The 15,973-nt window shown below is 59.8% G+C and carries 19 protein-coding genes; 15 read left to right on the top strand and 4 right to left on the bottom strand.

Annotated elements, in window-relative coordinates; translation table 11 throughout:
* Positions 1–73 precede the first annotated feature (73 nt).
* The 4 genes from SK50_RS03095 to tusA form a co-directional block, all read right to left on the bottom strand.
* Entirely contained in the window at positions 74–1,360 is a 1,287-nt protein-coding gene (locus SK50_RS03095; RefSeq protein WP_015571481.1) for a TRAP transporter large permease, read from the bottom strand.
* 10 nt (positions 1,361–1,370) lie between these two features.
* Complete coding sequence (locus SK50_RS03090; RefSeq protein WP_015571482.1) at positions 1,371–1,880, bottom strand: TRAP transporter small permease; 510 nt, start codon at positions 1,878–1,880, stop codon at positions 1,371–1,373.
* Between the two features lie 12 nt (positions 1,881–1,892).
* The gene (locus SK50_RS03085; RefSeq protein ID WP_032620982.1) at positions 1,893–2,864 is read right to left on the bottom strand and encodes a TRAP transporter substrate-binding protein; all 972 of its coding nucleotides are present in this window, start codon (positions 2,862–2,864) and stop codon (positions 1,893–1,895) included.
* A gap of 233 nt (positions 2,865–3,097) precedes the next feature.
* Positions 3,098–3,340 (bottom strand): sulfurtransferase TusA, encoded by a 243-nt coding sequence (gene tusA, locus SK50_RS03080; protein ID WP_017693840.1) that lies wholly within the window; start codon positions 3,338–3,340, stop codon positions 3,098–3,100.
* A 169-nt stretch (positions 3,341–3,509) separates the two neighbouring features.
* On the opposite strand from tusA, the gene SK50_RS03075 reads away from it, so the two are divergent.
* The 15 genes from SK50_RS03075 to SK50_RS03005 all read left to right on the top strand — a co-directional run bounded on the left by SK50_RS03075 (position 3,510) and on the right by SK50_RS03005 (position 15,973).
* Positions 3,510–4,175, top strand: coding sequence for a 7-cyano-7-deazaguanine/7-aminomethyl-7-deazaguanine transporter (locus tag SK50_RS03075; protein WP_003861274.1), 666 nt, complete (start codon positions 3,510–3,512; stop codon positions 4,173–4,175).
* Positions 4,176–4,247: 72 nt separating this feature from the next.
* Positions 4,248–4,805, top strand: a complete 558-nt coding sequence (locus tag SK50_RS03070; protein ID WP_003861272.1) for a DcrB family lipoprotein — start codon at positions 4,248–4,250, stop codon at positions 4,803–4,805.
* A gap of 135 nt (positions 4,806–4,940) precedes the next feature.
* Positions 4,941–5,990, top strand: a complete 1,050-nt coding sequence (locus SK50_RS03065) for an AI-2E family transporter (RefSeq protein WP_003861270.1) — start codon at positions 4,941–4,943, stop codon at positions 5,988–5,990.
* Between the two features lie 125 nt (positions 5,991–6,115).
* The gene (locus SK50_RS03060; RefSeq protein ID WP_017693839.1) at positions 6,116–6,838 is read left to right on the top strand and encodes a beta-ketoacyl synthase chain length factor; all 723 of its coding nucleotides are present in this window, start codon (positions 6,116–6,118) and stop codon (positions 6,836–6,838) included.
* A complete protein-coding gene (locus SK50_RS03055; RefSeq protein WP_026094337.1) occupies positions 6,835–7,650 on the top strand; it encodes a lysophospholipid acyltransferase family protein in 816 nt (271 codons plus the stop codon). Before SK50_RS03060 ends, SK50_RS03055 begins: the two co-directional genes overlap by 4 nt.
* Positions 7,631–7,888: a phosphopantetheine-binding protein gene (locus tag SK50_RS03050; protein WP_003861263.1), complete on the top strand. Its 258-nt coding sequence runs from the start codon at positions 7,631–7,633 to the stop codon at positions 7,886–7,888. Before SK50_RS03055 ends, SK50_RS03050 begins: the two co-directional genes overlap by 20 nt.
* Positions 7,889–7,899: 11 nt before the next feature.
* Positions 7,900–8,151 (top strand): acyl carrier protein, encoded by a 252-nt coding sequence (locus SK50_RS03045; RefSeq protein ID WP_003861262.1) that lies wholly within the window; start codon positions 7,900–7,902, stop codon positions 8,149–8,151.
* Positions 8,123–8,722 (top strand): COG4648 family protein, encoded by a 600-nt coding sequence (locus tag SK50_RS03040; RefSeq protein WP_048229087.1) that lies wholly within the window; start codon positions 8,123–8,125, stop codon positions 8,720–8,722. Before SK50_RS03045 ends, SK50_RS03040 begins: the two co-directional genes overlap by 29 nt.
* On the top strand, positions 8,715–10,061 hold the full coding sequence (locus SK50_RS03035; RefSeq protein WP_045344698.1) for a class I adenylate-forming enzyme family protein: 1,347 nt from the start codon (positions 8,715–8,717) through the stop codon (positions 10,059–10,061). Before SK50_RS03040 ends, SK50_RS03035 begins: the two co-directional genes overlap by 8 nt.
* Positions 10,048–10,398, top strand: coding sequence for an ApeI family dehydratase (locus tag SK50_RS03030; protein WP_017693835.1), 351 nt, complete (start codon positions 10,048–10,050; stop codon positions 10,396–10,398). Before SK50_RS03035 ends, SK50_RS03030 begins: the two co-directional genes overlap by 14 nt.
* Positions 10,389–12,080: a glycosyltransferase family 2 protein gene (locus tag SK50_RS03025; protein WP_045344697.1), complete on the top strand. Its 1,692-nt coding sequence runs from the start codon at positions 10,389–10,391 to the stop codon at positions 12,078–12,080. Before SK50_RS03030 ends, SK50_RS03025 begins: the two co-directional genes overlap by 10 nt.
* Positions 12,081–12,083: 3 nt before the next feature.
* Positions 12,084–12,506: an acyl-CoA thioesterase gene (locus tag SK50_RS03020; protein ID WP_045344696.1), complete on the top strand. Its 423-nt coding sequence runs from the start codon at positions 12,084–12,086 to the stop codon at positions 12,504–12,506.
* On the top strand, positions 12,503–13,108 hold the full coding sequence (locus tag SK50_RS03015) for an outer membrane lipoprotein carrier protein LolA (RefSeq protein WP_023295558.1): 606 nt from the start codon (positions 12,503–12,505) through the stop codon (positions 13,106–13,108). Before SK50_RS03020 ends, SK50_RS03015 begins: the two co-directional genes overlap by 4 nt.
* Positions 13,077–15,398: an MMPL family transporter gene (locus SK50_RS03010; RefSeq protein ID WP_045344695.1), complete on the top strand. Its 2,322-nt coding sequence runs from the start codon at positions 13,077–13,079 to the stop codon at positions 15,396–15,398. Before SK50_RS03015 ends, SK50_RS03010 begins: the two co-directional genes overlap by 32 nt.
* Positions 15,395–15,973: a DUF3261 domain-containing protein gene (locus tag SK50_RS03005; protein ID WP_045344694.1), complete on the top strand. Its 579-nt coding sequence runs from the start codon at positions 15,395–15,397 to the stop codon at positions 15,971–15,973. The genes SK50_RS03010 and SK50_RS03005 overlap by 4 nt, the downstream gene beginning before the upstream one ends.

Raw genomic sequence — 15,973 nt, 5'->3', positions numbered from 1 at the left:
CCGGGCCTACAACATCTCTGAACCGTAACCGTAGGCCGGGTAAGGCGTAGCCGCCACCCGGCATAAAACGGCGTCACTGCATCCCTAGCACCCCCGGCAACCACAATGATATCGCCGGGATGTATGTCACCATCCCCAGCACTACCAGCAACATACCGTAAAACGGCAGCATCGCCCGCACCACGTGCTCGATCTTCTGCTTACTCACCGCGCTCGCCACGAACAGCACCGACCCGACCGGCGGCGTGATCAGCCCAATCCCCAGGTTCACCATCATGATCATTCCGAAATGCACCGGATCGATCCCCAGCGAGTTGGTCACCGGCAGCAGTACCGGGGTCAGGATCAGGATGATCGGCGCCATGTCCATTAGCGTGCCAATCAACAGCAGCATGATATTGAGGTACATGAGGATCACGTATTTGTTATCGGAGAGCGACGTGAAGAATTCGGTGATGCGCATCGGCAGCTGCATGTAGGTCATTACCGCGCCAAACGCCGCGGCAAAGCCAATCAAAATCATCACGATGGTGACGGTTTTCACCGTGCGACACATCAGCTTCGGCAGTTCATTCCACTTGTAATCGCGGTAAATGAACATGGTGACGAAGAACGCCCACAGGCAGGCCACGGCGGCAGATTCGGTCGCCGTGAAGATCCCGGACAAGATCCCGCCGAGGATAATCACCACCGTCATCAGCCCCCACAGGGCATCGAGCATGATTTTCAGCGCCTGCCTGAACGGGATTTTGTCCCCCTTCGGATAGCCGCGCTTGCGGGCGAAGCACAGGCAGAGCACCATCAGGCTCACGCCCAGCAGCAGGCCCGGCAGCACGCCCGCGATAAACAGCGTGGCGATGGAAACCGTTCCCCCTGCCGCCAGGGAATAAATCACCGAGTTGTGGCTGGGCGGGATCAGGATCGCCTGCACCGACCCGCTGGCCGTCACCGCCGCCGCGTATTCGCGCGGATAGCCCTTCTTCTCCATCTCCGGGATCATCACGCTGCCGATAGACGCCGTATCCGCCACCGACGAGCCGGAAATCGCGCCGAAGAACGTTGATGCCACGATGTTCACCAGCGACAGCCCGCCGCGAATAAAGCCGACAAAAACGTACGCGAAGTTGACCAGCCGTCGGGCAATGCCCCCTTCCGCCATGATCGCCCCGGCAAGAATGAAGAACGGGATCGCCAGCAGGGTAAATTTATTCACCCCGCTGGTGATCTGGATCATCAGCGCCTCCAGCGGCAGGTCAATCCACAGCGCGCCCGCCACGGCGCTTAAGCCGACGGCGAAGGCCACCGGCATCCCCAGCGCCAGCAAAATGGCGAGGGTGAATAACAAAACAAACGCATCCATTGTTCACCCCTTAACTGTGATTGCCGATCAGCACGACCGGACGGTTTTCCTGCGAGCCAAACAGCAGGCGTTCAAGCACAAACAGGATCAAAATGGCCGACCCGACAGGTAGCGGCAGATAGCTTTCGCCGGAGGTCAGAAGCGGAAACTCCGCCACCGGCTGCTCCCACAGCTCGACGCACAGCCAGTAGCTGTACCAGCACATCAGGCCTGAAATCAGCAGCATCAGCAGATCCACCATCCGCGCGCACACTCTTTGCAGCGACGCGGGCAGGCGGTCGGTGAGCATGTTGACCGCAATATGCGACCCGGCGCGGTAGCTCACCGCCGCGCCGATAAAGGTAAACGTCACCATGCAGATAATGGCGATCGGCTCCGGCCAGGATTCGCCGCGATTGAGCACGTAGCGTGAAAAAATGCCGATGGGGATGACAATCGTCATCACCAACAGCGAAATACCTGCCACCGCCATGGCGAACAGGTACAGACGGTCCATCCACTTCAGGTAGAGTTCGGACATACGTACTCCGGTTTACTGGACGTCAGCGATGGCTTTCATCAGATCCTGATGCTTATCGCCATACTGCGCGCGCACCGGCTCTGTCGCCTTGATAAACACCGTTTTATCGATGTCGTGGAACTGCACCCCGCCGGCCTTCATTTTCGCCAGCGCCTGGTCGTTATACGCATTCCACAGCTTGCGCTGCTCGAACTGCGCTTCGCGGGCCAGCGCCAGGATCTTTTGCTGTTCGTCAGCGCTGAGCTTGTCCCATTTCACTTTGGAATAGAGCAGCATTTCCGGGGTGATGAAGTGGCCGCTCAGCGTGTAGTTTTTGGCGACCGGCATATAGTTGTGGGCGATAAAGGTTGGCGGGTTGTTCTCCGCGCCGTCGATCACCCCGGTCTGCATGCCGCTGTAAACCTCGCTGACGCCCATCGCCACCGAGTTCGCCCCCATCGCTTTCAGCGTGGCCAGCGCCACCGGGCTGCCCTGCACGCGGATTTTCTTCCCTTTCAGATCGTCCGGTTTGACGATCGGCTCTTTGGTGATCAGGTTACGGGTGCCGGAATCCATCCAGCCAAGGAAGACCAGACGCGATTTCGGGTTGGCGGTGAGTTTGTCGCCGATCTGCTTGCCGATATCCCCGTCGATCACCTTGTGCATGTGGTCTTCATCGCGGAATACGTAGGGCAGCGTAAACACTTCGATATCCGGCAGAATGGCAGCCACCGGCGCCATGGAGACGCGGATCATGTCGATCGCCCCCATCTGCGCCTGCTCAATCATCTGCTTTTCATCCCCCAGCACGCCGCCGGGGAAGACCTTAATCTCCAGCTTGCCATCGGTTTGTTGTTTGAGTTTTTCACCCATATGCTGAACCGCCACCACGTTCGGGTAGCCTTCGGGATGCACATCGGCGGCTTTGATGGTCTGGGCAGAAACGGTGCAGGCAAAAGCAGACAGGCACAGCGCGGCCAGTAACGGCTTGAGGGTCGTTTTCATTGAGTCAACTCCAGGGTAGTGAGATAAGCGTTAAAACGGTGTTTTAGTTTTTGACGCTTAAAAATTAGACTACGGCTGGAAAAGGGAGGGTGAAGCGCCTCACAAAAGCGCGAAATTTTGAAACGATGGTTCGAAATTGTGATGAGTACTTGTCGGGTGGCGGCTGCGCCTTACCCGACCTACTACACCCGTAGGCCCGTGCAAGCGAAGCGCCGCCGGGCGTCAGGCCGCACTTACCCCTTACGAATCAAATACCGGTACGGCAAGGTCTCGGTTTGCTGCGCCACCAGTTCATGTTCCATAAAGGTACAAAAGCCGGGGATATCACGGGTGGTAGCCGGGTCGTCAGCGACGATCAGCAGCGTTTCGCCGGTCTGCATGTTGCGCACGGTTTTGCGCACCATCATTACCGGCTCCGGGCAACGGAGGCCCTGAGCATCAAGCGTGTGGTCTGGGCTGGAAAACAGGTCGGTCATTTTCTTCTCGTTCAGGTAAAAACGGCTGTAGTTTACGCCCCGCTATCGCTAATGCAAACCAGGTTAACGATTGCGTGAAAATTAGCCATTGCAAAGTGTCGTCAAAGCAGTATCATGCGGCGGCTTTATTGGGTTCCCTCACCCCAAATATTAATCAAAAAGGTACAATATGAACTCCTTTACACAATCGCAGCGCGTCAAGGCGTTGTTCTGGCTTTCGCTATTTCATCTGCTGGTGATCATCTCCAGTAACTATCTGGTACAGCTCCCCATCTCCATTTTTGGTTTCCATACCACCTGGGGCGCGTTCAGTTTCCCGTTTATTTTCCTTGCGACGGATTTAACCGTGCGTATTTTTGGCGCACCGCTGGCGCGGCGGATTATTTTTGCGGTGATGATCCCGGCACTGTTTGTCTCCTACGCCATCTCCTCGCTGTTTTACATGGGCAGCTGGCAGGGCTTCGAAGCGCTGACGCACTTCAACCTGTTCGTCGCGCGTATTGCCACCGCCAGCTTTATGGCTTATGCCCTGGGGCAGATCCTCGATGTCCACGTGTTTAACCGCCTGCGTCAAAACCATCGCTGGTGGATGGCACCAACGGCCTCTACGCTGTTCGGTAACGTGAGCGATACGCTGGCCTTCTTCTTCATCGCCTTCTGGCGCAGCCCGGACGCCTTCATGGCAGAACACTGGATGGAAATCGCTCTGGTGGACTACGCCTTTAAGGTGCTTATCAGCCTGGTTTTCTTCCTGCCGATGTACGGCGTGCTGTTGAATATGCTGCTGAAAAGGCTGGCAGATAAATCTGAAATCTCCGCATTGCAGGCAGGTTAAGGGTTCGCTTTATCAGTTGTGATAAGATGAACGAATGAGCCGTTATGGCCGTTTATCGAAAGGAAGAAGTCAATGCGCAATCTGGTTAAATATGTCGGGATTGGCCTGCTGGTTGTTGGCCTTGCAGCCTGTGATAACAGCGACACCAAAACGCCTGCTCAGGGCGCGTCAGCAGAAAGCAACGCCACCGGTCAGCCGGTGAGCCTGATGGATGGCAAACTCAGTTTCTCTCTGCCTGCGGACATGACCGACCAGAGCGGTAAGCTGGGTACCCAGGCGAACAATATGCACGTCTATTCCGATGCCACCGGCCAAAAAGCGGTGATTGTGATCGTCGGTGACGATACCAGCGAAGATCTTGGCGTGCTGGCCAAACGCCTGGAAGATCAGCAGCGCAGCCGCGACCCGCAGCTTCAGGTGGTCACCAACAAGTCTGTTGAACTGAAAGGCCACACGCTGCAACAGCTGGACAGCATCATCTCTGCCAAAGGCCAGACCGCCTACTCCTCCGTGGTGCTCGGCAAGGTGGACAATAAACTGCTGACCATGCAGATCACCCTGCCGGCAGACAATCAGCAGAAAGCGCAGACCGCCGCTGAAAACATCATTAACACCCTCGTGATCCAGTAATCGTTCACCAGGATGCCGTGGCCTCCGTCGCTTGCGCCGGAGGCCATTTTTTTGCCACGACTTTCAGACTAACACGCCAGACGAAGCCCATCCGGCGCACTACAATTAACACGCCCCCCGGAAAAAGGAATTCTTATGACTGCCAGCCCGCCCGACAAAGCCGGACTTCATATTTTATTAAAACTTGCCTGCCTGGTGGTTATCCTTGCGGGTATCCACGCGGCGGCGGATATCATTGTTCAGCTTCTGCTGGCGCTGTTTTTCGCCATTGTGCTCAACCCGCTGGTGACATGGTTTTTACGCCGGGGCATCAGCCGCCCGGTCGCGATTACCATTGTGGTGATGGTGATGCTGGTTGTCCTGACGGCGCTGTTCGGCGTGCTCGCCGCCTCGCTGAGCGAATTTTCCACCATGCTGCCGCAGTACAATAAAGAGCTGACGCGCAAGCTGGTCGATCTTCAGCGCATGTTGCCGTTCGTGAATCTGCATATCTCACCGGAACGGATGCTGCGTCGGATGGATTCCGAGAAGGTGATGACCTACGCCACCACGTTGATGACCGGGCTTTCCGGGGCAATGGCCAGCATTCTGCTGCTGGTGATGACGGTGGTGTTTATGCTGTTCGAAGTGCGCCACGTGCCGTATAAACTGCGTTTTGCCCTGAACAATCCTCAGATCCACATTGCCGGCTTGCACCGCGCGCTGAAGGGCGTATCCAAATATCTGGCGCTGAAAACGCTGTTAAGCCTGTGGACCGGCGTGATCGTCTGGCTGGGGCTGGTACTGCTGGACGTGCAGTTCGCGCTGATGTGGGGCGTGCTGGCCTTTTTACTAAACTACGTACCCAATATCGGCGCGGTGCTTTCCGCCGTTCCGCCGATGATCCAGGCGTTCCTGTTTAACGGTTTTTATGAGTGCATGCTGGTAGGGGCGCTGTTCCTCGTCGTGCATATGGTGCTGGGTAACATTCTCGAGCCGCGCATGATGGGCCATCGTCTGGGCATGTCGACGATGGTGGTGTTTTTATCGTTACTGATCTGGGGATGGCTGCTGGGTCCGGTGGGCATGCTGCTCTCCGTGCCGCTCACCAGCGTCTGTAAAATCTGGATGGAAACCACGAAAGGAGGCAGTAAACTCGCCATTCTTCTGGGTCCGGGTCGGCCAAAAAGCCGTTTGCCGGGATAACCGGGTGGAAAGGGTCAAAAGTGACGTTTATTCGCCAGCGCGACGACAACATTGTACGATGTGCGCAGCAAATCGCGCTGGCGAAGAAAAAGTCACAGAAACAGGTTTATCGCGGACGCGCGTAGATGAAATTTACACTTACCCTTATCGACTGGCAGGCAAGAGCGCCAGGACTCAGCGATGCCGACGAATGGCAGGCATGGTCACGCCGGTCTGAAGCCATCGATCCCGCTGCACCGCTGGCGAAACTGACCGATCTGCCGATGATGACCGCCCGCCGCCTGAATTCAGGCAGCAGGCTGGCCGTCGATCTTGGCCTGATGATGCTGCGCAAACACCGCATCGATGCCGTCGTCTACAGCAGCCGTCATGGGGAGCTGGAGCGCAATTTCCGTATTCTCCAGGCCCTGGCGGCAGAACAGCCCGTTTCCCCCACCGATTTTGCCATGTCGGTACACAACTCGGCGGTCGGCAATCTCACTATCGCCGCGCGTCAGCCTGTTGTCTCTTCGTCGGTTTCCGCCGGTATGGATACCTTCCAGCAGAGCTTGTGCGACGTGCTGAGCCTGCTGCATGCGGGCTACTCCCGCGTGTTGCTGGTGGATTTCGACGGTCTGCTGCCTGATTTTTATCACGCCGGGCTGCCGCCGCAGATGCCCGTCTGGCCCTACGCGCTGGCGCTGGTGATTGAGGCCGGAAATACGCTCAGCTGTGAAACGCACGTCAACCGCACGCCTGAAGAGCCCGCGCTGCCGCAAAGCCTCCAGTTCCTGCGCCATTACCTGCGGGACGAGCGCCAGTTTATCCTGCCGGGCGAGCGCCTGCTGTGGCAATGGACGCGCCAATGAGAGGGTTACGTTCCCGCCTCGATCGGGTATGGCGGATGCTGATGACCGGATTGTGCTTCGTCCTGTTCGGCCTCGGCGGGCTGACGCTGTCGCTGGTGTGGTTTAACCTGCTGCTGATTTTCCAGCGCGACCGCACTCAACGTCGCCGCCTGGCACGCCGCACTATTTCTGCCAGTTTTCGCCTGTTCCTCGCGGTGGTACGCGGTGCAGGGGTACTGGATTACCGTTTCAACAACCTGGACGTTCTGCGCGCCGAGCGGGGCTGTCTGGTGATTGCGAATCATCCCTCGCTGCTGGACTACGTTCTGCTGGCGTCGGTGATGAACGAAACCGACTGTCTGGTGAAAAGCGCGTTGCTGCGTAACCCGTTCGTCAGCGGCGTGATCCGCGCGGCTGACTATCTGATTAACAGCGAAGCCGACACGCTGCTTGCCGCAAGCCAGCAGCGTCTGGCCCAGGGCGATACCCTGCTTATCTTCCCTGAAGGCACCCGCACCCGGGTGGGGGAAGCCATGACCCTGCAACGTGGGGCGGCGAATATCGCCGTTCGCTGCAACAGCGCCGTGCGCGTGGTGGTGATCCACTGTAGCGAACGGATGCTGGATAAACAGAGCAGCTGGTATAACGTGCCCCCCAACAAACCTGTTTTCACCGTGGATGTTCGCGAACGCATCAACATTCATGATTTTTATGATGCGAGTCAGCACGAACCCGCGCTGGCAGCAAGGCAGTTAAACCGGCATATGCAGCATCAGTTAACAACCGGTCTTCAATCTTTGTCAGGAACGAAAGATGCAAGCGCTCTATCTTGAAATTAAGAATCTCATTATCTCTACGCTGAATCTGGAAGAACTTACCCCAGAGGATATTGATACAGACGCCGCGCTCTTTGGCGACGGCCTCGGTCTGGACTCAATCGACGCCCTTGAGCTGGGGCTGGCGGTAAAAAATCAGTACGGCGTAGTGCTTTCTGCCGAAAGTGACGAGATGCGTCAGCACTTCTATTCCGTTGCCACGCTCGCGGCTTTTATCCATCAACAACGCGCCTGAGAATGACCGCTATGACAGAACAACAAACGATTTATCAGGAAGTCTCTGCGCTTCTTATTACGCTGTTTGAAATCGCCCCGGAGGATATTACCCCTGAGGCACGTCTTTACGAGGATCTGGATCTCGACAGCATTGATGCCGTCGATATGGTGGTGCACCTGCAAAAGAAAACGGGCCATAAAATCAAGCCCGAAACCTTCAAAGCGGTGCGCACGGTGCAGGACGTCGTGGACGTTGTGGAACAGCTTCAGCGCGACGCGTAACGTGCGTTCGATTCCAGTTCTTCCCGCCCTGACGGGGCTGATGCTGCTGGCATGGCCGTTTTTGATCGGCTTCGGGCTGGCGAATAATAGCCTGCACGGGATACTGCCCGTGATGGCGCTGGTGCTGCTGTTGCGCGTCTGCCTGGCCCGTCGGCAGGGCGGCCCCCTGCGTTATCTGTTCGTGAGCGTGGCGCTGGCCGGCATAGCACTTTGCGCGGCGAGCTACGTCCTGCACGCGCACCAGTGGGTGCTGTTATATCCGGTGGTGGTGAATCTGGTGATGCTGGTGGTGTTTGGCGGTTCGCTGTGGACGGCAATGCCTGTTGTTGAACGGCTGGCGCGCCTGCGTGAACCGGATCTCTCCCCCGTCGGGGTACGTTACACGCGCCGGGTTACCCAGGTCTGGTGCGGCTTTTTTATTATCAACGGGGCGATCGCGCTGTTTACCGTATTACACGCCGATATCCGTCTGTGGACGCTGTGGAACGGGATGATTGCCTATCTCCTGATGGGCACGCTGATGGCTGGCGAGTGGCTGGTGCGACAACGGGTGATTAAAAACGATGCTTAACCCTCTTCCGCTTAGCCAGTGGCTCAGTGCGCCCCGCCCTGACAACACCCCTGTCGCCTGGCAGGACGACCGCCTCTGGACGCTTGGCGATCTGCGCCACGACGTCACTCAGCTGGTCGACACGCTGCGTCGTGAAGATGGCGAACGCTGGGCGTTGTGCATCGAAAACGGTTATCTGTTTATTGTCGCGCTGCTGGCGACGCTGCATGCGGGTAAAACGCCGGTCCTCCCCGGGCACAGCCGGGCGGCGCAGCTTAACGAACAGCGGGCGCTGTTCAGCGGCGTCCTGAGCGACACCACGCTCGATTTTCAGGGGCGACAGCTGCGGGTGGCTTCCGCGCAGCGGGCAGGCCATCCCTTTTCACCGCTGCCAGCCATCGGTGAGACGCGCACGATCGAGCTTTACACCTCCGGCTCGACCGGCACGCCGCAGCGGGTCAGTAAGCCGGTGGCCAGCCTTGATCGTGAGGCTCGTCTGCTGGCGGCGCATTTTGGCGAGCGCCTGGCGGGCTGTCACGTCGTGGCTTCCGTGGTGCTGCACCACCTGTATGGCCTGACGTTTCGTGTTGTCTTACCCATGGCGCTCGGCCTGCCGCTGCATGCCAGCCTGCTCAACTATGCCGAGCAGCTCTCTGCCCTTCCCGACGATAAACGCTACCTTTTCATCAGCAGTCCGGCGTTTCTCAAGCGGCTGGACGCGTCGCTGACGCCGCCCCCCGTCAACCTGCTCGTCTCCGCCGGCGGCGCGCTGCCCTGGCAGGAGGTCGCCGCGGTTCAGGCCTGGCTCAACGTCTGGCCGGATGAAATATACGGCAGCACGGAAACGGGCGTAATGGCCTGGCGCTACCGTCAGGAGGAAAGCACGCGCTGGCAGCCTTTTCCCGGCGTGACGTTTCACGGCGATCGCGTGATATCGCCGCTGATCCCCGAGGCGGAGGGGGTTCTGCTGGATGATATCCTGCACTTCACGGCTGACGGGCAGTTCAGCCTCGTCGGGCGTCGTGGTCGGGTGGTCAAAATTGAAGATAAGCGCATTTCACTCGATGACATTGAGCACCGCCTGCTGGCGCTGGACGGCATCCGGGAGGCCGCCGCGCTGACGGTGACGCGCGGCGGGCGTCAGGGCATTGGCGTATTGCTGGTGCTGAATGAAGCGGTGCGTCAGCAACACGAACAGAGCAAAACAGCGCAGGAGCTCGCCTGGCGACGCGCCCTTCGCCCCTGGCTTGAACCGGTTGCCGTACCGCGCTACTGGCGGATCGTTGATGAAATCCCGGTCAACAGCATGAACAAGCGCGTGACTGCGCAGCTACAGGAGTTGTTTCATGAAGATCCCTGAAATCGGGCGCCTCCAGCCCGATCCACAGCATCTGGAGATAACCTTTTATCTTGATCCTGACCTGCTCTGGTTTAAGGGACATTTCGCCGTACAGCCGCTGCTGCCGGGCGTGGCGCAGCTCGACTGGGTGATGCATTACGCCGCCGCGCTGGCGTCGGGCTACCGTTTTCACAGTATTCAGAACGTGAAGTTCGCCGCCCCGCTGTTGCCGGAGAACACGGTCACGCTGCTCCTTGCCTGGCAGCCTGAACGCCAGTTGCTGACCTTTAGCTACCAGCGCCATGCGGGTAACGAGCGCCACACCGCCAGCAGCGGGAAGATTCGCTTATGTCAGTAACCTTCCGTCCCTGCGTGCTGATCCCCTGCTACAACCACGGGGCGATGATGGCTTCGGTGCTGGCGCGCCTGGCACCTTTCGATCTGCCCTGTCTGGTGGTGGACGACGGCAGCGATGAAACCACGCGCCGCACGCTTGAAGCGCTGGCGGCGGATCGTCCGCAGATGACACTGCTGCGGCTGGCCGAAAACAGCGGCAAAGGCGCGGCGGTGATGCAGGGGCTGAAAGCCTGCGCCGATCGCGGCTTCACCCACGCCGTTCAGGTGGACGCTGACGGCCAGCACGCTATCGAGGACATTCCCAAACTGCTGGCGCTGGCCGGGCGTCATCCCGATGCGCTCATTTCCGGGCAGCCCGTTTACGATGACTCAATCCCCCGTTCGCGCCTGTACGGGCGCTGGATAACGCACGTCTGGGTCTGGATTGAAACCCTCTCCCTGCAACTGAAAGACAGCATGTGCGGGTTTCGCGTTTACCCGATAGCCCCGGTTCTGCGCCTTGCAGCAACCACGCCGCTCGGCAGGCGAATGGATTTTGATACCGAAGTGATGGTGCGCCTCTACTGGCAGGGCAACACCAGCTATTTTCTGCCCACCCGCGTAACCTATCCGCCGGACGGGGTATCCCATTTCGATGCCCTGAAAGACAACGTGCGCATCTCGTTGATGCATACCCGTCTGTTTCTCGGCATGCTGCCGCGCATTCCTTCCCTGCTGATGCGTCGCCGCTCACAGCACTGGGCGCAGCAGCAGGAGGTAAAAGGATTATGGGGCATGCGCCTGATGCTGCGCGTCTGGCAGTTGCTGGGGCGTAAGGCGTTTACCGCCCTGCTGTGGCCGGTTACCGCCGTCTACTGGCTGACCGCCCGCTCTGCGCGTCAGGCGTCGCAGCAGTGGCTGGCGCGGGTTAAAACGGTGATGGCACAGCGGCAAATGCCGCCCCTCGCGCGGCTTAACAGTTTTTCCCACTTCCTGCGCTTCGGTCATGCCATGCTGAATAAAGTGGCCAGCTGGCGCGGCGAAATGAAACTCCATCGCGATCTGGTCTTTGCGCCAGGCGCGCAGGAGGCGCTGGGGCTCGACGATCCTCAGGGCAAACTGCTGCTCGCGTCGCATCTTGGCGATGTGGAAGCCTGCCGGGCGCTGGCCCAGCGCGAAGGGGCGAAAACCATCAACGCGCTGGTCTTCAGCGACAACGCCAGACGCTTTAAGCAGGTGATGGAGGAGATGGCACCGCAGGCGGGCATTCACCTGATGCCGGTCACCGACATTGGCCCGGAGACTGCCATCCTCATTAAAGAGAAGCTGGATCGCGGCGAATGGGTGGCGATCGTGGGCGATCGCATCGCCGTCACCCCGCAGCGCGGCGGTAGCTGGCGGGTGATATGGAGCGAATTTATGGGCCAGCCCGCGCCGTTCCCGCAGGGGCCATTTATCCTGGCGTCCATTTTGCGCTGCCCGGTGGTGCTGATTTTTGCCCTCTGTCAGCAGGGAAAGCTGACCCTGCACTGCGAGCCGTTTGCCGACCCGCTGCTGCTGCCGCGCGGCGAACGCCAGCAGGCGCTACAGCAGACCGTCGACCGCTATGCGCAGCGGCTGGAGCATTACGCGCTCTTGTCGCCGCTCGACTGGTTTAATTTTTTCGATTTCTGGCTGCTGCCAGAGGTCAACGAGAAGGAGTAAAGGGTGCTGACCGATCCCCGCTTTACGGCTGAAGTTGAAATCACCGTTCCGTTCCACGACGTCGATATGATGGGCGTGGTGTGGCACGGCAACTACTTCCGCTACTTTGAGATTGCCCGCGAAGCGCTGCTCAACCAGTTTGATTACGGCTATCGCCAGATGAAAGCGTCCGGCTACGTCTGGCCGGTGGTGGATACCCGAGTGAAATACCGCGACGCGGTGACCTTCGAGCAGCGCATTCGCGTCCGCGCCCACATTGAAGAGGTTGAAAACCGTCTGCGCATCGCCTATCAAATCTTCGACTCGCAAACCGGGAAACGCACCACCACCGGCTACACCATTCAGGTGGCGGTGGAAGAAGCAAGCCGGGAGATGTGCTTTGTCAGCCCGGCCATTCTGTTCGAACGCATGGGGATCGCGCCATGAAATGGATAACGCTACTCGCGCTGCTGGTAAGCCCGCTGGTGAACGCGATCACGCTGGATGAACTGCAACAGCGGTTTGCGGAGCAACCAGTGGTACGCGCACACTTCGAACAGATCCGCACGATCAAGGATATGCCTCAGCCCCTGCGCTCGCAGGGGGAGATGCTGATCGCCCGTGACAATGGCCTGCTGTGGGATCAAAAAGCGCCGTTCCCGATGACGCTGCTGCTGGATGACAAACGGATGGTGCAGATCGTCAACGGTCAGTCGCCGCAGACCATTACCGCCGACACTAACCCGCAGATGTTCCAGTTCAACCATCTGCTGCGGGCACTGTTCCAGGCCGACCGCAAGGTGCTGGAAGAGAACTTCCGCGTCGATTTCAAAGATCTGGGTGAAGGCCGCTGGTCACTGGTGCTGACGCCCGTCACCACGCCGCTGGACAAGATTTTCTCCACCCTTGATTTGAAGGGCGCGATCTATCTGGAATCCATTCGCCTGAACGATAAGCAGGGTGACACGACGGATATCGCCCTCTCCCGCCACCAACTGACGCCCGCCCGCCTGACCGATGCAGAACGCCAGCGCTTTGCCGCACCGTAACGCCCTGCGCCCGGCGCTGCTGTGGGCCGCGGTATGCCTGATCCTGCTGGGCGTGCTGCTGTCGCTGCTGCCCGGCGCGCGGCTGAACAGCAGCGTGCTCGCCATGCTGCCGAAACAGACGCTCGGCGCGATCCCTCCCGCTCTCAACGACGGATTTATGCAGCGCCTCGACCGCCAGCTCATCTGGCTGGTCAGCCCCGGCAAACAGCCGGACCCGCGCGTGGCGCAGCAGTGGTTAACCCTGCTGCAACGCAGCCAGGCGCTGAGTGTCGTAAAAGGTCCGCTGGATGCCGCCGGGCAACAGGCCTGGGGAGATTTCTTCTGGCAACACCGCAATGGCCTGGTCGATCCGGCCACCCGCGCCCGCCTGCAAAACGGCGGTCAAGCACAGGCCCAGTGGATCCTGTCCCAGCTCTACTCCGCCTTTTCCGGCGTGAGCGGCAAGGAGCTGCAAAACGATCCGCTGATGCTGATGCGCGGCGCGCAGCTCGCACTGGCGAAAAACAGCCAGAAGATGCAGCTGATGGACGGCTGGCTGGTGACAAAAGACGCGGCCGGGAACTACTGGTATCTGCTGCACGGCGAGCTGGCGGGCTCGTCGTTTGATATGCAGCAAACCCACCAGCTGGTGACCACCCTTAACGCGTTGCAGCAGACGCTGAAAAGCCAGTATCCACAGGCGCAGCTGCTCTCGCGCGGGACGGTGTTCTACAGCGATTACGCCAGCCAGCAGGCTAAAAAGGATATTTCCACGCTTGGCGTCGCCACGGTGCTCGGGGTGATCCTGCTGATTGTGTCGGTGTTTCGCTCCGTGCGTCCGCTGCTGCTGAGCCTGCTCTCCATTGCCATCGGCGCGCTGGCGGGGACGGTCGTGACGCTGCTGCTGTTCGGTGAACTGCACCTGATGACGCTGGTGATGAGCATGAGCATCATCGGCATCTCGGCGGACTATACGATTTACTACCTCACGGAGCGGATGGTGCACGGCGCGGAACACTCGCCCTGGCAAAGCCTGGCGAAAGTACGTAACGCGCTGCTGCTGGCGCTGCTGACCACCGTCGTGGCGTATCTCTTCATGATGCTGGCCCCCTTCCCCGGCATTCGTCAGATGGCGGTGTTCGCCGCCGCAGGGCTGAGCGCCTCGTGCCTGACGGTAATGTTCTGGCATCCGTGGCTGTGCCGGGGCATGCCGGTCCGCCCGGTCCCCCTGAGAGGGATGATGCAGCGCTGGCTGAACGCCTGGCGCGACGGTAAAGCCCTCTCTGTCGGGCTGCCGGTAGCGCTGGCGCTGCTCTCCGCCATCGGGATCGCCAGCCTGCGGGTGGATGACGATATCGCCCGGCTTCAGGCGCTGCCGCAGGACATTCTGGCGCAGGAAAAAACCATCACCGCCCTGACCGGGCAAAATGTCGATCAGAAGTGGTTCGTGGTGTACGGCGCGTCGGCTCAGGAAACGCTGGAGCGGCTGGAGGCGTTTACCCCGGCGCTGGCGCAAGCGCAAAAAGCCGGTGAATTAACCCGCTGGCGCACCCTGCCGCTGAACTCGCTGGCGCGGCAGAACAGCGATCTGCATCTTCTGCGTAACGCCGCGCCGACGGTGATGAAAATGCTGCAAAGCACGGGGCTGAACGCCGTCCCACCGAACCTGAACGCCATGCCTGTCAGCGTGGAAGCGTGGCTCGCCAGCCCGGCCAGCGAGGGCTGGCGTTTGCTGTGGCTGACGCTGCCGGACGGCAAAAGCGGTGTGCTGGTCCCGGTCGATGGCGTCAGAAACAGCGCCGCGCTCGGTGAGCTGGCCGCCCGCCATCCCGGGGTCGTCTGGGTTGACCGTAAGGCCAGCTTCGACAGCCTGTTTGCGCTCTACCGCTCGCTGCTGACGGGGCTGCTGGGCGTGGCGCTGGCGGTGATTGCCTGCGGCGCGATGCTACGCCTCGGCTGGCGAAAAGGGCTGGTGGCGCTGGTGCCGTCCGTGCTGTCGCTGGCCGGCGGGCTGGCGGCGCTGGCCATGACGGGCCATCCGGTGAACCTGTTTTCCCTGCTGGCGCTGGTGCTGGTCCTCGGCATTGGCATTAACTACACGCTGTTTTTCAGCAACCCGCGCGGCACGCCGCTGACCTCCATGCTGGCGATTACCCTCGCCATGATGACTACCCTGCTGACGCTGGGGATGCTGGTGTTCAGCACCACTCAGGCCATCAGCAGCTTTGGCATTGTGCTGGTGAGCGGTATCTTCACCGCGTTCCTGCTCGCCCCGCTGGCGATGCCGTCTAACAAAGAGAACTTACCATGACCCGTTTCATTCGCCTGGCGGCAGTGATGATGGCCCTGTTGCTGGCGGGGTGTAGCCATACGACGAACCGCGATGACGCGCGCCCTCAGGCCTGGCTCCAGCCCGGCACCCGCGTCACGCTGCCCCCGCCGGGCATCACGCCTGCCATCCGCGCGCAGCAGTTGCTTACCGGCAGTTTTAAAGGCCAGACCCAGTCGCTGCTGGTGATGCTGAACGCCGACGGAGATAAAGTGACGCTTGCCGGCCTCTCCTCCGTCGGGATCCGCCTGTTCCTCGCCACCTACGACAACACCGGGATCCACACCGAGCAGTCGGTTGTGATGCCGCAGCTGCCGCCCGCCAGCCAGGTGCTGGCCGACGTGATGCTGAGCCACTGGCCGCTCAGCGCCTGGCAGCCGCAGTTGCCGAAAAGCTGGACGCTGAACGATACTGACACCAGACGCGAACTGCGCAACCCCGAGGGCAAACTGGTCACGGAAATTGTCTACCTGAACCGTAACGGCAGGCGCGAACCGATTAGCATTGTGCAGCACGCTTTTCACTACCACATCACCATTCAATATCTGGGTGACTGA

This window comes from Enterobacter sp. BWH64, from assembly GCF_001037645.1.
Lineage (GTDB): Bacteria > Pseudomonadota > Gammaproteobacteria > Enterobacterales > Enterobacteriaceae > Enterobacter > Enterobacter hormaechei_C.
Note: the sequence above shows the minus strand (reverse complement) of the source record. Positions and strands in the feature narration are given on the sequence as shown.

Coding starts and splice junctions, on each gene's coding strand:
- SK50_RS03095 (WP_015571481.1), bottom strand. CDS start 1,360: ATGGATGCGTTTGTTTTGTTATTCACCCTCGCCATTTTGCTGGCGCTG.
- SK50_RS03090 (WP_015571482.1), bottom strand. CDS start 1,880: ATGTCCGAACTCTACCTGAAGTGGATGGACCGTCTGTACCTGTTCGCC.
- SK50_RS03085 (WP_032620982.1), bottom strand. CDS start 2,864: ATGAAAACGACCCTCAAGCCGTTACTGGCCGCGCTGTGCCTGTCTGCT.
- tusA (WP_017693840.1), bottom strand. CDS start 3,340: ATGACCGACCTGTTTTCCAGCCCAGACCACACGCTTGATGCTCAGGGC.
- SK50_RS03075 (WP_003861274.1), top strand. CDS start 3,510: ATGAACTCCTTTACACAATCGCAGCGCGTCAAGGCGTTGTTCTGGCTT.
- SK50_RS03070 (WP_003861272.1), top strand. CDS start 4,248: ATGCGCAATCTGGTTAAATATGTCGGGATTGGCCTGCTGGTTGTTGGC.
- SK50_RS03065 (WP_003861270.1), top strand. CDS start 4,941: ATGACTGCCAGCCCGCCCGACAAAGCCGGACTTCATATTTTATTAAAA.
- SK50_RS03060 (WP_017693839.1), top strand. CDS start 6,116: ATGAAATTTACACTTACCCTTATCGACTGGCAGGCAAGAGCGCCAGGA.
- SK50_RS03055 (WP_026094337.1), top strand. CDS start 6,835: ATGAGAGGGTTACGTTCCCGCCTCGATCGGGTATGGCGGATGCTGATG.
- SK50_RS03050 (WP_003861263.1), top strand. CDS start 7,631: ATGCAAGCGCTCTATCTTGAAATTAAGAATCTCATTATCTCTACGCTG.
- SK50_RS03045 (WP_003861262.1), top strand. CDS start 7,900: ATGACAGAACAACAAACGATTTATCAGGAAGTCTCTGCGCTTCTTATT.
- SK50_RS03035 (WP_045344698.1), top strand. CDS start 8,715: ATGCTTAACCCTCTTCCGCTTAGCCAGTGGCTCAGTGCGCCCCGCCCT.
- SK50_RS03030 (WP_017693835.1), top strand. CDS start 10,048: ATGAAGATCCCTGAAATCGGGCGCCTCCAGCCCGATCCACAGCATCTG.
- SK50_RS03025 (WP_045344697.1), top strand. CDS start 10,389: ATGTCAGTAACCTTCCGTCCCTGCGTGCTGATCCCCTGCTACAACCAC.
- SK50_RS03015 (WP_023295558.1), top strand. CDS start 12,503: ATGAAATGGATAACGCTACTCGCGCTGCTGGTAAGCCCGCTGGTGAAC.
- SK50_RS03010 (WP_045344695.1), top strand. CDS start 13,077: ATGCAGAACGCCAGCGCTTTGCCGCACCGTAACGCCCTGCGCCCGGCG.
- SK50_RS03005 (WP_045344694.1), top strand. CDS start 15,395: ATGACCCGTTTCATTCGCCTGGCGGCAGTGATGATGGCCCTGTTGCTG.